Raw genomic sequence first — 15,398 nt, 5'->3', positions numbered from 1 at the left:
GGGGGAACATGGCACTACAGTCACTCGACGTCAAACGCCTCTCGGCCACCACCACGCCGCCGCCGGGCGTGCGCGAGCCCGTCACGGGCGCGGTCGCGAAGCTCATCGACGTCACCAAATGCATCGGCTGCAAGGCGTGTCAGACCGCGTGCATGGAATGGAACGACCTGCGCGACGAAGTCGGCATCAACACCGGCGTGTACGACAATCCGCGCGATCTCAGCGAGCACTCGTGGACCGTGATGCGCTTCACGGAATACGAGAACCCGGACGGCAACCTCGAATGGCTGATCCGCAAGGACGGCTGCATGCATTGCGAGGATCCGGGTTGCCTGAAGGCCTGTCCTTCGCCGGGCGCGATCGTGCAGTACACGAACGGCATCGTCGATTTTCACGAGGAAAACTGCATCGGTTGCGGCTATTGCATCACGGGTTGTCCGTTCAATATTCCGCGGCTCTCGAAGACCGAACATCGCGTGTATAAATGCACGCTCTGTTCCGACCGCGTGGCCGTGGGCCAGGAGCCCGCCTGCGTGAAGACCTGCCCGACGGGCGCGATCGTGTTCGGCACCAAGGAGGACATGAAAGTGCACGCCGCCGAGCGCATCGAAGACCTCAAGGAGCGCGGCTTCGAGAACGCGGGGCTGTACGATCCGCCGGGCGTCAGCGGCACGCACGTGATGTACGTGTTGCATCACGCCGACAAACCGTCGCTGTATCACGGTCTGCCGGACCATCCGCGCATCAGTCCGCTCGTGCGTGTGTGGAAGGGCCTCGCCAAGCCGCTCGCGCTCGCGGGTATCGCGGTCGCGGCGCTGGCGGGTTTCTTCCACTACACGCGCATCGGCCCGAACGAAACGCATGCCGAAGACGAACAGGCCGCCGTGGACGAAGCGCGGCGCATTCGCGAGTCCCGCGGCGAACCTCCCGAGGAGCGCAACGATGAACGATTCTGAACCGCGTCTGATCCAGCGTTACACGGCCAACGAGCGCAGCAATCACTGGATCACGGCGATCACGTTCGTGCTGCTCGCGCTCTCCGGCCTCGCGATGTTTCATCCGGCGATGTTCTGGCTCTCCGCGCTGTTCGGCGGCGGTCAGTGGACGCGCATTCTACATCCGTTCATCGGCCTCGTGATGTTCGTGTCGTTCATGATTCTCGCGCTGCGTTTCTGGCATCACAACTATCTGGACAAAGCCGACGTTCAATGGCTCAAACAGATGGACGACGTGCTCAATAACCGCGAGGACAAGCTGCCGGAAATCGGTAAATACAATGCGGGACAGAAGCTGTTATTCTTCACGCTGGTGGTTTGCCTCGTGCTGCTGCTCGTGAGCGGCATCGTGATCTGGCGTCGCTATTTCTCGTTCTATTTCCCGATCACGGTGATCCGCGTGGCCTCCGTCGTGCATGCGGCCGCGGCCTTCGTGCTGATCGTCTCCATCGTCGTGCATATCTATGCGGCGCTGTGGGTCAAGGGTTCGATCGGCGCCATGACGCGCGGTTATGTGACGTGGGGCTGGGCGCGCAAGCATCATCCGCGCTGGTTCCGCGAGAGCATCAAATAAGGCGCGCGTGCGCTCGCGCATTGCGCGTGGCGCGCGCCGCCGGCAAGCCGCCCGCCTGCGAAGGCGCGGCGGCTTTTTGTTTGTCGGAGTAGGTGTGGGAGAAGACTCGCCGTGACGCAACGCATTCTCGACCCTGAGCAGATTCAGGCACAAGATCCTTCCGCGATTCCGCGCATTCGTCTGCCCGAACGCGGCACACTGTTCAAGGAACGCGCCACGCGGCTGCGCAAGCTCGCGGACCACAATCCCATCGGCGGCTATATGCGTCTGATGGCGGCGCTCGTCGACGCGCAGCAGCAGGCGCTCGATCATTTCGATGCATGCATGCCCGAGCGCGAGGCCATCGATCGCGCGCAACGCCATTCGATGCCGATCCTGCCCGCGCTCGGCGGCGAACGCGATCCGCAATGGCGCGAGGTGCTGCGCCGTCTCGCCGACCGCGTGGAAGCGGCGGGCGCGGTCACGCCCGCGCTTGCGAACGTGCTCGACAGCCTGCGCGCGATGAGCGACGCGCAACTCGACGCGCAAGCCGACGCGCTGCTCGCGCAGCGTCACGCCGAAGTGTCGCCGGCCACCGCGCCGTTCATCATGGCCGCGCTGCAAGTGGTCTGGACCGATCTCGCGAGCCGCCTGAACACGCGCGACGTGCCGTATGTCGATGCGCCAGGCGTGTGTCCCGTGTGCGGCACGCCGCCGGTCGCGAGCATCGTGCGCGTGGGCGGCACGTTGCAGGGGTATCGCTTCACGCAATGCAGCCTGTGCGCCACCGAGCACCACGTGGTACGCGTGAAATGCACGAACTGCGATTCGACCAAGGGCATCGCGTATCACGGCATCGAAGGCGGCAGTGACGCCGTGAAGGCCGAATCGTGCGACGAATGCCATACGTACCGCAAGATCGGCTATCAGGACAAAGACCTCGACTTCGAACCGCTCGCCGACGATCTCGCCAGCCTCACGCTTGACCTGCTGATGGGCGAGGCCGGTTACCGGCGCGCGAGTGCGAATCCGCTGCTGTATCCCGAAGCGCCTGCCGAGCAATGACGCCCACGCCGCCCATGAGCGAAACGGAACTGCAACACGGGGCTTCGTCCGACGAGTCCGGCGAGTCCGGCACGACCGATGCGCGCGCGCTCAACGCGATGCTCGCGCAGATGCCCGCGGTGGAACGCGTGATCGCGTCTGAAGACGCGCAACCGCTGATCGTCGAATACGGGCGCACGCAGGTGCTCGCGGCGATACGCGCGACCCTCGACGGCTGGCGGCGCGAGGCGCAGGCGGGCACCTTGAAACCCGACGCGAACGCCAGCGCCGACGCCGCGCCGTTTTCCATCGCCCGCGTGATCGACGCCGCTTCGACCACCTTGCAGGCGCGCGCACAAAGCGCGCTGCGCGCCGTGTTCAATCTCACCGGCACCGTGCTCCACACGAATCTGGGCCGCGCGTTATTGCCCGACGAAGCGGTCCGCGCCGTCGTGCAGGCGCTCACGCAACCCGCGAATCTGGAATTCGATCTGGCGACCGGCAAGCGCGGCGATCGCGACGATCTGATCGACGAACTCATCTGCGAACTCACGGGCGCGGAAGCGGCGACCGTCGTCAACAACAATGCGGCGGCGGTGCTGCTGTCGCTCTCGGCGTTGGCCGCGCGCAAGGATGTGATCGTCTCGCGCGGCGAACTCGTGGAGATTGGCGGCGCGTTTCGCATTCCCGACATCATGAGCCGCGCGGGCGCGCGTCTGCGCGAAGTCGGCACGACCAATCGCACGCATCTGAAAGACTACGAGGCTGCGATCAGTGAACGCACCGCACTGCTGATGAAAGTTCATTGCAGCAACTATGCGATCAGTGGCTTCACGAAGATCGTTGAACTCGACGAACTCGCGCCGCTCGCGCGTCAGCATGGTTTGCCCGTGGCGGTCGATCTCGGCAGTGGCACGCTCGCGGACCTCACGCAATGGGGCCTGCCCGCCGAACCCACGGTGCGCGAAACCGTGGAAGCGGGCGCGGATCTCGTGACCTTCAGCGGCGACAAATTACTCGGCGGACCGCAGGCCGGTTTGATCGTCGGGCGCAAGGAACTCATCGCGAAGATCAAGAAGCATCCGCTCAAGCGCGCGCTGCGCGTGGGCAAGCTCACGCTCGCCGCGCTCGAACCCGTGCTGCGGCTTTATCGCGCGCCCGAACTGCTGCGTGAACGGCTCACTACGCTGCGTCTGCTCACGCGTCCCGCGCAGGAGATGCACGACGCCGCCACGCGCGCATTGCCTGCTTTGCAGCGCGCGCTCGGCGACGGCTACACGGCCAATATCGAACCGATGTTCAGCCAGATCGGCAGCGGCGCATTGCCCGTCGATCTGCTGCCGAGCAGCGGCTTCGCGATTCGCTACGCGGGAAAGGGCGGCAGCGGGCGCGCGTTGCTCAAGCTGGAGCGCGCGTTGCGCGCGCTGCCGCGTCCCGTGATCGGCCGCATTGCCGACGACGCCTTGCGTCTCGATCTGCGCTGCGTCGAAGGCGCGGACGAAGCGGCCTTCATCGCGCAATTCGCGGAGCTGCGCCTGTGATCGTCGGTACGGCAGGGCATATCGATCACGGCAAGACCACGCTCGTACGCGCGCTGACCGGCGTCGACACGGACCGCCTTAAAGAAGAGAAGGCGCGCGGCATTTCGATCGAACTCGGCTATGCGTACACGCCGCTCGCGAACGGCGACGTGCTCGGTTTCATCGACGTGCCGGGCCACGAAAAACTCGTGCATACGATGGCGGCGGGCGCGTGCGGTATCGACTTCGCCCTGCTTGTGATTGCCGCCGACGACGGCGTGATGCCGCAAACGCGCGAGCATCTGGCGATTCTGCAATTGCTGGGCGTCACGCACGGTGCGATCGCGTTGACCAAAACCGATCGCGTGGACGCCGCGCGGCTCGCGCAAGTGCGCGCGGAAATCGACGCGTGGCTCGCGCCGGGCGTATTGGCGGGCGCGCCGTGCTTCGAAACGAACGCGACGCAGCCCGGCGACGCGGGTGTCGCGCAACTCGATGCGTTCCTGCGTGAGCGCGCGACCGCGTGGCAGGCGCGCCGCGACGACGGCCTGTTCCGGCTGGCCGTCGATCGCGTGTTCACGTTGACGGGGCAGGGCACGGTGGTGACCGGCACGGTGTTCGCGGGACGCGTGCAGACCGGCGACGCCATGCTGCTCGCGCCCGCCGGCGAAACGGTGCGCGTGCGCAGCATCCACGCGCAAAACCGCGCCGCCGACACCGGACGCGCGGGCGAGCGTTGCGCGCTCAATCTCGCGGGCATCGACAAGGCGCAGATCGCGCGCGGCGACTGGATCGTCGACGCGCGGCTTGCGCAAACGGCGACGCGTCTCGACGTCGAACTGCATCTGCTCGTCGATGCGGGCATCACGCTCACGCACTGGTCGCCGCTGCATGTCCATTTGGGGACGACGCATCGCGTCGCCAACGTCGCGCTGCTCGACGGCGATGCGCTGGGCGCGGGCGAAACGGCGCGCGTGCAACTCGTGTTCGACGCGCCGCTGCATGCGCTGCCGGGCGACCGTTTTATCGTGCGCAATGCGCAGGCGAGCCGCACGGTGGGCGGCGGGCGCGTGCTCGATCCGTTCGGTCCGTCGCGGCGCAGACGCACGCCGGAGCGTCGCGCGTGGCTCGACGCGTTGCGCGTGTGGCTCGACGAAGGACGCATCGATGCGCTGATTGCCGAAGCGCCGCGCGGTCTCGCGTTCGCGACGCTCACGCAGCTAACCGGACAGGCCGCCGATACGCTCGCGTTGCCCGCGGATGCTGTGACGATCGCCGCGCAAGGACGCACCGAGGAAGCGGTCGTGCTCGCGCGCGATCACTGGACGCGTCTCGCGGCGCGCATCGTCGAGGTGCTGGGCGATTTTCATGCGCGCTCGCCCGACGAGCAGGGGCCGGACGCGTCGCGCTTGCGGCGCATGGCGGCGCCGCTGGTCAGCGATACGGTCTGGCGCGCGGCGGTGGATGCGCTCGTCGACGAAGGACGTATCGCGAGAAGCGGGCCGTGGCTGCATCTGCCCTCGCATGCGGTGACGCTGGATGCGCAGGAGGAAGCCTTGGCCGCGCGCCTCATGCCCTTGATCGCGCTAGGTCGCTACGATCCGCCGTGGGTGCGCGATCTGGCGAAAGACGTGCAGGAATCCGAAGAAAAGGTGCGCGCGCTGTTGCGGAAATTGGCGCGGCTGGGCAGGCTTTATCAGATTGTGCGTGATCTGTTTTACGATCAGGATGTCGTGCATGAGCTTGCGCGTCTGGTGGCAAAGCTCGCTCAGGAGCAGGGCGTGGGCGCGGCCGCGTTTCGCGATGCGTCGGGTCTTGGGAGAAAACGCGCGATTCAGATTCTGGAGTTCTTCGATCGCGTTGGATATACTCGTTTCCAGCGCGAACTGCATGTGTTGAGACCCGATAGCCGTATGCATGAATGGCTGTGAAATATGGTCAAAGGGCGATGACATTGGCAGGTTGAGTGGTCACAGGAAGGCAATCGCATCGGGTGGTGCGGCCGGGCTTCAAACCCGGTTGGGGACGTCAGCCGTTCCCGGGATGGTTCGACTCCATCTGCTTTCCGCCAGTTTTTTTGGTCGCGTGAGAATCGCGCTGCTGCTGAACAGGGCGGCGATCTTCTTCTTTCATATCACAGGTATGAGTACGCGCGCCGTGCGACTGAGCGCGACCCATCTCTGCAATTCACCGACGGCGTGCCGCTCTGTCTCTTCTTGCACGGAAGAGGTCATGCGCGTCGTCAATCACGACCGAGCTAATTCGAAACGCGACGCCTTGCTGTCCTCGGTGGCCGGTTTCCGGCCGTACCTTCGCCCGCATATCGATAGGGGATCTACTTGACGCGGACTAGGTCTGCTGCACAATGAAGCAGATCCCGCTCCACAGCGTTGGCGTTATCGCGGCTCTCGCGTCCGCATGGCAGAAATAATCGCCTCACTGCACCGAATCTACGCCGGCATGTAAAAGTATCGCAGCGGCATCAGTTGCTTGGTTTTGGCATCAGCGGTCTGATAGTTGTCCGTCAGTGCTCGTGCAAGTTCGTCCAAGCTCCAGAGCATGAGGGGAACCGCCGCCCGTTCGGCTTCATACAGCGCATCCTTCGTGAACCCACCGGTGCTGACGTAAAGGCCTCGGTCGTCTTTATGCCTGCCGCCAAGGAAGCTTCGGAGTTGTGCGCTTCCCATCTTTCCATCGCGATGCTTTACCTCCACCACAATGCGTGGCTGTTGGAATCCGAAGCCATCCGGGGAAGCGAGGATGTCCTTCCCTCTGTCAGGACCTGCAGGGGACACTTGGGTCTTGTAACCCATCGCCCGTAGGATGCCAGCAACGAGTTCTTGCATTTCGTCCCAATCGAGTCTGTTGATTTGGTCCTTGATGCGCTCAAACGCGATAACTTCAGTCTGTCGCAGAGGGTCGTTGACTTCGACCTCAACGAGTTCATCGCTTGTCGGTCGAGGTATCTGGACCGCCCCTTTCGCGATTGCGAGTAGTTCTCTCTGCGCCGACTCCGGTACCTTAAATATCGTCAGAACCGAGCCAAGACTGTTCTTGCTGCCAGTAAGGAGCAAGTCGCGATCTACCTCTTTTTGCAACCATGCCACCGGCCGTGCTAAGGCCATGTTCAAGTCTGTCCATTCAGGGCGGTATTCACAAGGCCCTTTTACCTGCCCCACGAGATACGTCCGATTTTCGGTCGAATACGTTACCACCCAGTCGTCGTTCTTGATTTCATGGATGAACCGATACACTTGTGACACGCCCGCGATGATGGTTCCCTCCTTGGTGCCAGGTGAAACCTCTCGGTAAGCGTCGGCCAACTGCTCTCGCGTCGCGCCCTTGCTCGCTTCTTCAGCGATTCGTACCCAACCGATGGCGGCAACGGCCTTCTCTCGGAACTCTTCGTACAGCAGACCGCCTTTCGCTCGTACCATCCACATTGTTGTCATTAAATGCGCCTCTTTCTTACCAGTTTCCGAGCAAGTGTATCAGGCGAGAGATAAGTTCCGACCCATGCCCGCTGTGCTGACTTCAAATCGAACACGCGATGTCGACCCGAACCAGCCATTCGAAAACTCCCAAAGCGGTCACTCGATTCAGGAATTCTGGTCCCTTGGTAAACGGCGTAGACTCGCGCTCAAGGTAAAAAATGAAAACATTTGGGGGGGTCCGTGTATGAAGGCTCTTTGCGAAACGATATTGAAAGAACTCATCAATTCCTTTTCGCAAGAGAGCCATAACCAACACGAACCACCATCCCTTTCTTTTTTCGACAATCGCGCATCGTAATCACCGCTATCTCAATCCGCTTTCACGTCGCAAGGCTTTTGGATTTATCCGGAGCGTAACTGACAATTTATCTGCCGATGATTTGGTGCTGGATGCAGGCTGTGGTAAGGAAAATTTACTGCGTTGCACGCATCAACACGCGAAAGCTTTCTGTAGATCGATTCAAGAACCAGCGACATCTGGTCGGGCTTCGGGAGCATCATGACCGGTTGTCACGCACATCGCCAGGAAGCCGGTGCTGGGCAAGCCACGCCTTGCCGATTGACGCTCGCAGGCGCTGTGCTAAAAAAACTCTATCAAAAGCCTCTCGCGTACCGGACAATTGTGCGAACGTTTTCTTCAAGCCTCGCTTTCTGTCGTTCGCGTTCTTCTTGAGACGGGCTTTCCCTGGCTTTGACAGAAACGCTGGGCGCTGGTACTTCGATCTGCGTGGCCGTAGTCGACTGTTGTATAGGCGTACCCGTCTGCTCCAGCCCGGGTGCGCCAAACGAAGCATTTGTAAAAAATGTACTGCCTAACAGTAAAATTCCTATGGATGCTATGCGACTCATGATGTTGTGGCCTCCTCTCATTTACCGCTTCCATTTGTGATAATTTCAATAGAAGCGGCTTAATCGGTTTCCCTCAAAGAGGGGACCAGCTGCCATGCAGGGACATGCGCAACCGGAATGGAATCTTGATCCGTGCTACAGGTCCCGACGACATCTTCATTCCGTCAAGCACCACCAGTTCACTTGTTTGCGATCGAAGATGGTTAAGAACGCTGATCACAAACCCATCGCCTTCAGGTGCGTCGGGGCTCCGTGGAACGAAAATCGGCTCTTGTAAGCACTCTGCGTCCCCGGCGAACCATGCTTCGGTATCGCCCGATACAACATCGACGTGTGCGATCTCGTTGAAAAACTGGAAGGGTGGAGCACCAAGGTTTTCACCGTCAAACGGCAAACCTGGATCGAATTGAGAACGAATCCGTGGCGATACGGCCGCCCTGTATAGCGCTCATCACAGCGTGGAAATTCACACGGAAAGTCCATCAGTGCTTTGGGCTCGACTTTATTGATCGTGGCATCCAGATCAAAAGTCCAGCGCATCAATGACGCTTTAAGCGTTTCTGGTGGCGGAACAGAGCCGTCTTCCTGTGGGAAAAAGTAAAAGACATTCCCTCCCGTCACCGGCATGTCCACGTGAATGCGGCTCCCCTCTTCAAAGGAATTCAGCGTGTGACCTTGAAACCCATTTGCCGGACCGTAATACCAACGAATGTCGTCAGCAGAACCGAGCCTCGGAAGAACTCCAAACAATTGCGGAAGGTCTGGTTGCCACTGAAAATGCGGGCCGCCGTTTTTCATTCGCTCGACGTCGACAGTCAAAGGGATAACAGGGAAGACAACATGATGTTCGGTGATCGCGAAATCGTGAATCATCGCAGCGTACGGCGCCTTGAACCACACTTCACGCTTCAACTCCCCGAATGCGCCGATCTCAAAGTAGGCAATATCAGGAGTGCCGTCGCCCTTGGCTTCATAGGCGAAGCAGAGCAGATCGCCGGTTTCGGGATCCACTTTTGGATGAGCGGTGAATGTCGCAGATCGCACTTGCCCATCAAAGTCCCACACTCCAAAGGTCTCGAGCGTGTCCGGATCCATCGCGTATGGGAGGTTGTCTTCCTTCATCGCGAGTAAGACACCGTTGTGCTTCAGTACGGTTGTGTTTGCCGTACTGTTGTTCTGGGCTGCCTGCGGGTCGTTTGTAAAGACGTTTCGGTAAACGCCATTGAGCGAGCGGCGTTCCCGGCGTTGCGCGCGCAATCTGTCGGTTTGAACGTACCGCCGTTTCAGGCTGACCTTTCCGTGATCAAAGCGAAAGGCGCAAACGGCGCCATCACCGTTGAAGAAGATATCGTTGCCGAGCATCGGCGGGTACTGGGGATCCGGCGCCACTTGGTAAAAAACGCCGCTGATGCAGTCTGGCAGTGTTCCCTCGACCTCAAGGTCCGTCACATCCGCCTCAACGCGGCTTGGCTGATAAAGCCCGACGAATTCGGGTGTGCTCGGAAACTGCGAACTCATGACTTTCTCCCTTCGACATAACTGTACTTGAACGTACACATATGATCGGCAATGGCGGAGGTAAAGTCAACATAAATGTACGATTAAGTACAGATATGTCGGGCAGTCTGTTCGTCTGGCGCGCCTTCCACCAGGCGTGTCTCATAGCAAGTAGGTGTCAGAACGGATACGGACGCGGTTCGTGCTGCACCGATAGACATGGCCTGCAACAGCCCCTGCGGCCGACCGAATGCAGCCGCTGCTGCCGGGCGAGCAGTGCCGCGCAATTCGTATGACGCGCGAAGGACACAGGTGTCGATGCGTGGGCGGAGAGGAGGGGGAGAACTTGTCACGACTTCACCTGCTCGGCGAGGAGAGATGGACAGCTAGAAAACCGGTTGCTAAGGTCGGCATGAACGGCCACAAAGCTGTACTAATGTGCACTGTTATAAGTGGCCTGGACGTGAGGTCAATAAAAATGTACGATGGGGTACAGTTATTGCATGCGAGATAGAAATTGCGCGTCAAGACAGAAAGCCGACGACTTGCTTACATAGAATCAGCTGGACGACTTTTCGTCGATCGTGGTTTTTCGTCAGTTTCAATGGACATGATCGCGGCCGACGTCGGTGGGTCAAAGGTCACGTTGTACAACTACTTTGCATCGAAAGAAGAACTGTTCGAGGCTTTCGTTGTTGAAGCGGGCCGTAGTGCCGTTGAGCGACTGATTGATGTCCCGGTCGACGGGAGGAACATTGAGAAGACGCTGACAAAGCTTGGTCTTGAGTTTCTTCGGCTGATCACGACGCCAAACGTGGTCGCGCTGGATCGCCTGATCATCAGTGAAGCCAGGAGACTGCCTGACCTTGCTCGGATCTTCTATGAAAACGGACCCAAGCGAACGATCGAAGCGCTCATCCGGGTATTCGACGAACTATTGGCAAACTCAGCTATAAGGCCGGTGGATTCAACGACGCTTGCTTTGCATTTTAAGGCTTTGTGTGAGTCGTCAATTCTGGAGCGCCAGCTTTGGTGTGTTGAACGGCAGCCAAACGAGATCAGATTGAAGAAGGCTGTTGCGTCGGCGGTGTCGGCGTTCTTGCACGGCTACGCGAATCCCTAGTCCCGGCGAAGTCCAGGCTGCTGAGGATTCGGAAATGCCGCAAACCGGCAGGCGATAGTGATGATGGAGATTCCATGAGGCGCCCGGGGCTCAGTCCGTATAAAGATGACTTAGACCTTGAGCCAATTGCCGCATGGTTTCGCTGCAGTGAGAACCCGGCCGTTCGTATTGCGTCAACGTGACGTGCAAAGGAATCCTGACGGTAGTCCATTATTGGACGTTGATGAGCTCTTCGCTCGCCAGACGAAAACCAAAATTACGATGTCGGCTGCAAAGCCTAAAGCTGCCACCAAACGACAGCTTGGCAACGACGGCTCATGGCCGACTAGCGCCCGACGACCAGGCGTGGCGCTTGCCGTGGGCGCGGCCTTTCATGCGAAACCCCGAGCCGGCTTCGTGGCCTGCAAAGCTGAGCGGCAGGTATACGTTGGCAAGCGGTCCACATCGGTTCATTCAACTGCCCGCGGCTTCATGAAAGCCGCGAGACGAGAGGTTTCATTTGCCGACCTGCCACGCAGAGCCAGCAGAATCGCCGACACCCGCAGACTAAGATCGTCGGCAAATAGATTGGCATGTAAGGCCGCGCTAGTAACCGACGGTGAAGCGCGCGCAGCGGTTCTGCGGCTGCTCAAGTTCGTCGACTACTGCAACCGCATAATCCTCAAACGAGACGTGGCTCTTGCCGTCCGCGTCACGGATCAGATCGTCCTTGCCCAGCCGGAATTTTCCGGTGCGTTCGCCCGGCTGGATCAGGATCGGCGGGCTGAAATAGGTCCAGTCGATCGTCGATGCACGCAGCGCGGCGAATGCCTTCACATGCGAAGTCGCGATCGGCACGTAGGGCGCAGGCCAATGTCCCGATTCGAGCACACGCACGCCCGGCGAGAACTGCAGCGAGCCCGCGCCGCCGACGACGAGCAAACGCGGGATCGCGGCTTGATCGACGGCCGCAATGACACGTTCGGTGACTTCAACCAGCTGATCGGTATAGCTCGTGTCGGTCGTGAAGCGCGGATCGCTGGTCGCGGGACCAAACGCGCTGACGACGGCATCGACGCCCGCAATGATTTGCGCGAGACGCTCGGCATCGCCCAGATCATCGCGGACGACCCGCACGGTTCCCGGAAGCGGCTCGGGAAGCTTCGAAGGATTGCGCGCGACGGCCACGACGCTATGGCCGCGTGCGACCAGATCTGCAAGAATGGTGAGACCGGCGCGACCGGTCGCGGCGAGAAGTGCAATTTTCATGTTCGTTTCCAGATGGATCGGTTGAATGCGGCCGGCAATTGCGCCGCATGATCGTTGGACGTTACGCGTTAGCCCGAGATTTTCGTGAAGTCGGGCTTGCGCTTGTCGGCGAACGCCGCGAAGGCTTCTTTGGCTTCCGCGCTCTTGAGGCGCTTCCTGAAGATGAAGCGCTCGCTGTTGACCTGATCGGTGATCCGGGCCGCGTCGCGCATCAGTCGCTTCATCGCCGTGAGCGAACCGACTGGCTTCGAAGCGAATCGCTCCGCAACGTGTTGCGCTTCCTCACGCAACGTCGCGGCGGGCACCACGCGGTTCGCGACGCCCCATGACACCGCGGTGGCGGCGTCCACCGGATCGCCCAGCGCGAACATCTCGAACGCCTTCACGTGGCCGATCGTGAGCGGCAGCAGATAGCTCGACGCCGCTTCGGGAACGAGCGCGAGATTGACGAACGGCGTGATGAGCTGTGCATCGTCGGCGAGCAGCACGTGATCGCAATGGAGCAGCATCGTCGTGCCGATGCCGACCGCCTTGCCGTTCACCGCCGCGACGATCGTGACCGTCGCGTTGGCGAGCGCGCGCACGAAGCGAACGACCTGCAATTCTTCCGGCCCGTTTCCGGCGGATTGCTCGGCAAATTCCGCGAGGTCGTTGCCCGCGGTGAACATGTCGCCGTCTGCCTGAATGAGTACGACGCGAATGGCGTCGTCTTTTTCGGCTTGCGTCAGGGCGTCGGCGAGCGCGCCGTACATATCGTTGGTCAAGGCGTTTTTCTTGTCCGCGCGCGCGATGGTGAGCGTGAGAATGCCCTGCGAAAGTGCCTGTTTTATGTGTTCGACCAATTGCTGTCTCCGATTGCGATGGGCTTGTGGAAGTGCGCTTAAAGCGCGGTTTCGGCGAGTTCCCGATAGTCGGTGTAGCCGTGTTCGGCGCCGCCGTAGAACGTCTTCTGATCGGCTTCGTTCAGGCTCGCGCCACGTTTCAGACGGTCCGGCAGATCGGGGTTCGCGATGAACGGCCGGCCGAACGCGATCAGATCCGCGTGGCCTTCCACGAGCGTGCGCTCCGCGCTTTCGCGCGTGAATCCGCCCGATGCGATCAACGGGCCCTTGAAATACGGGCGGAAAAGCGCGGCAATCGACTTCGGCGTTTCGCGCTGGGTGGTGCTCACGGATGCGGATGCCCAACTTGTCTGCGACTCGATCAGGTGCAGATAGGCGATGCCCCGCTCGGACAACTCGCCAATGACGTATCGATAAAGCGTCTGCGGATCGCTGTCCGCAATGTCACCGACGTTGCAGTACGGGGACAGGCGAACCCCGATTCGTTCGAGCGGCCACACGTCGGCAACAGCATCGATGACCTCGAAAAGCAGGCGCGCGCGATTCTCGATCGATCCGCCGTAGCGGTCCGTGCGGTGGTTGGTCTTGTCTTCGAGAAACTGTTGAAGGAGATAGCCGTTCGCGCCGTGAATCTCCACGCCATCGAAACCCGCGACTTTCGCGTTCTCTGCGGCCTTGCGGAAATCCGCGACGATCGCCGCGATTTCGTTCACGTCGAGCGCATGGGGCGTTTCGTACGGCACGCGCGCAAACGTGCTCGTGAATGCGTTGCCGGCGGGCTGGATGGCGGACGGTGCGACGGGCGGCGAACCATTGCGCTGGAACGACGAATGGGAAATGCGGCCGACGTGCCAAAGCTGGAGAAACATCACCGCGCCGCGTGCCTTCACGGCCTGCGTGACGCGCTGCCAGGCGACGACCTGATTGTCGGTGACGATGCCGGGCGTCTGCGGATAGCCTTGGCCTTGCTGTGAAATCTGCGTGGCCTCGGCGATAACCAGTCCGCCCTCGCTGGCCCGCTGCCCGTAGTAGGTCGCGGCCAACGGCGACGGCACGCCATCGGCATCCGCCCGCATACGCGTGAGCGGCGGCATGACGACGCGATGCTTCAGAGGGAACGGACCCAACGCGAAGGGCGCAAACAGTTTCATGTCGAACTCCAATATGACCGGTCGTTTTAGATGGTCTGCAAAAAAAGCCCGAAGGCTTTTGTACGTTATTTGAACAGGGTGCTGAAGATGACGCTGGCGAACAGGTCGAGCGGACCGCGATCCTGCTGCACTTTGGCGCGGAGGACCGTGCCTTCCCACGAATTCAGCAGGAACGATGCGATGTCGCGGGCGGAAAGTGCTGGCGGCGTGCGCTTTGCATCGATGGCCTCCTGCACGCAGGCTTCGATCGCGCGGGTCCAGGTTTCGTATAAAGACGCGAGGCGGCTTCGCACCGCTTCATGGTGCGAAGCCAACTCCGTGCTGAAATTGCCGATCAGGCAACCGTAGCGAAAATCCTTATCGGCGATGAAGTCGGCGAGGGCGGCGAAATAGTGGCGCAGACGCTCGACCGGGTCGATGCTGGAATCGGCGAGCACGGCGATCCGGTCCGAGCCGCGTTCCCAGTAAGCGTCCAGCGCGACGAGGGCCAGTGCGTCCTTGCTCTCGAAGTGGTTGTAGAACGAGCCTTTAGGCACGCCCGCCGCACCAGTGATGTCGCCGACCGCCGATCCGTTGAATCCATACAAATGAAGGGTCTGAAGACCGGCTTCAATGATTTCCTGCTTCATGCTCGGACGGGCCATCGATCGTTACTCCTAGGTTGAACGCATAATATGACCGGTCGTCTTGATTTGTCAACAGAGTGTGTAACCGCGCGTGTGCGAGTGGATGACGGAGAACCATTGTGTCCGTCTGCCGATGGTCGCTGACCGCCCCAAGCGACTTAGACGCTCCGTTAGCCAGGTGGCGTGGACTTGGCCGCCCAGGCTAATGCATGCGTCGTGCGAGAAATCGTGGGCCGTTAAAGCCGGGTGGATGATAAGTACCAGGCACGTTGCCTGGCGCGCTGTAATACGGTAGCTGCCGGGGGGCGTGACTCTATGTCATGTAGTTGCCTACTACCGATTTGCCGCAATTTTTGAAGGCTGACGCAGCCTCGAGAGGGCGCGTAAATTATTTTGCAGATATGCTTGACGCGAGGTCGGATCGCATTCATAATTCGCCTCCTTCGCTGATCGCTG

At 60.7% G+C, this 15,398-nt stretch carries 12 protein-coding genes, 1 tRNA gene and 1 pseudogene; 7 read left to right on the top strand and 7 right to left on the bottom strand.

Annotation, left to right across the window (positions count from 1 at the left end):
- Window positions 1–8 precede the first annotated feature (8 nt).
- From fdxH to G5S35_RS18390, 6 genes are all read left to right on the top strand, one after another.
- Entirely contained in the window at window positions 9–956 is a 948-nt protein-coding gene (gene fdxH, locus G5S35_RS18415) for a formate dehydrogenase subunit beta (RefSeq protein WP_065059523.1), read from the top strand.
- A complete protein-coding gene (locus G5S35_RS18410) occupies window positions 943–1,569 on the top strand; it encodes a formate dehydrogenase subunit gamma (protein ID WP_065059524.1) in 627 nt (208 codons plus the stop codon). The genes fdxH and G5S35_RS18410 overlap by 14 nt, the downstream gene beginning before the upstream one ends.
- A gap of 111 nt (window positions 1,570–1,680) precedes the next feature.
- On the top strand, window positions 1,681–2,613 hold the full coding sequence (gene fdhE, locus G5S35_RS18405) for a formate dehydrogenase accessory protein FdhE (RefSeq protein WP_183039375.1): 933 nt from the start codon (window positions 1,681–1,683) through the stop codon (window positions 2,611–2,613).
- 14 nt (window positions 2,614–2,627) lie between these two features.
- A complete protein-coding gene (gene selA / locus G5S35_RS18400) occupies window positions 2,628–4,133 on the top strand; it encodes an L-seryl-tRNA(Sec) selenium transferase (protein ID WP_183039374.1) in 1,506 nt (501 codons plus the stop codon).
- A complete protein-coding gene (gene selB / locus G5S35_RS18395; RefSeq protein WP_110328383.1) occupies window positions 4,130–6,043 on the top strand; it encodes a selenocysteine-specific translation elongation factor in 1,914 nt (637 codons plus the stop codon). The genes selA and selB overlap by 4 nt, the downstream gene beginning before the upstream one ends.
- A 44-nt stretch (window positions 6,044–6,087) precedes the next feature.
- Window positions 6,088–6,183, top strand: a tRNA-Sec gene (locus G5S35_RS18390).
- A gap of 379 nt (window positions 6,184–6,562) precedes the next feature.
- Here G5S35_RS18390 and G5S35_RS18385 read toward each other — a convergent pair.
- The 3 genes and pseudogenes from G5S35_RS18385 to G5S35_RS18380 form a co-directional block, all read right to left on the bottom strand.
- Window positions 6,563–7,564 (bottom strand): restriction endonuclease, encoded by a 1,002-nt coding sequence (locus G5S35_RS18385; protein ID WP_074986643.1) that lies wholly within the window; start codon window positions 7,562–7,564, stop codon window positions 6,563–6,565.
- A gap of 964 nt (window positions 7,565–8,528) precedes the next feature.
- Window positions 8,529–8,849, bottom strand: a complete 321-nt coding sequence (locus G5S35_RS40285) for a carotenoid oxygenase family protein (protein WP_420874533.1) — start codon at window positions 8,847–8,849, stop codon at window positions 8,529–8,531.
- A 23-nt stretch (window positions 8,850–8,872) separates the two neighbouring features.
- A pseudogene (locus G5S35_RS18380) lies at window positions 8,873–9,973 on the bottom strand (carotenoid oxygenase family protein); the annotation flags it as partial.
- A gap of 496 nt (window positions 9,974–10,469) precedes the next feature.
- Here G5S35_RS18380 and G5S35_RS18375 point away from each other — a divergent pair.
- Entirely contained in the window at window positions 10,470–11,075 is a 606-nt protein-coding gene (locus G5S35_RS18375; protein WP_074986641.1) for a TetR/AcrR family transcriptional regulator, read from the top strand.
- 585 nt (window positions 11,076–11,660) lie between these two features.
- Here G5S35_RS18375 and G5S35_RS18370 read toward each other — a convergent pair.
- From G5S35_RS18370 to G5S35_RS18355, 4 genes are all read right to left on the bottom strand, one after another.
- Entirely contained in the window at window positions 11,661–12,323 is a 663-nt protein-coding gene (locus G5S35_RS18370) for an NAD(P)-dependent oxidoreductase (RefSeq protein ID WP_183039373.1), read from the bottom strand.
- A 68-nt stretch (window positions 12,324–12,391) separates the two neighbouring features.
- On the bottom strand, window positions 12,392–13,165 hold the full coding sequence (locus tag G5S35_RS18365; RefSeq protein ID WP_065057944.1) for an enoyl-CoA hydratase-related protein: 774 nt from the start codon (window positions 13,163–13,165) through the stop codon (window positions 12,392–12,394).
- 38 nt (window positions 13,166–13,203) lie between these two features.
- Window positions 13,204–14,316 carry an alkene reductase gene (locus G5S35_RS18360; RefSeq protein WP_183039372.1) on the bottom strand — a complete coding sequence of 371 codons (1,113 nt, stop codon included), beginning with the start codon at window positions 14,314–14,316 and terminating at the stop codon, window positions 13,204–13,206.
- Window positions 14,317–14,381: 65 nt separating this feature from the next.
- A complete protein-coding gene (locus tag G5S35_RS18355; protein WP_183039371.1) occupies window positions 14,382–14,960 on the bottom strand; it encodes a TetR family transcriptional regulator C-terminal domain-containing protein in 579 nt (192 codons plus the stop codon).
- Window positions 14,961–15,398 lie beyond the last annotated feature (438 nt).

The sequence above is a fragment of the Paraburkholderia tropica genome (assembly GCF_014171495.1).
GTDB classification, from domain to species: Bacteria; Pseudomonadota; Gammaproteobacteria; order Burkholderiales; family Burkholderiaceae; genus Paraburkholderia; species Paraburkholderia tropica.
The sequence above is the reverse complement of the archived record's forward strand: the minus strand, read 5'-3'. Positions and strand labels throughout refer to the sequence as shown.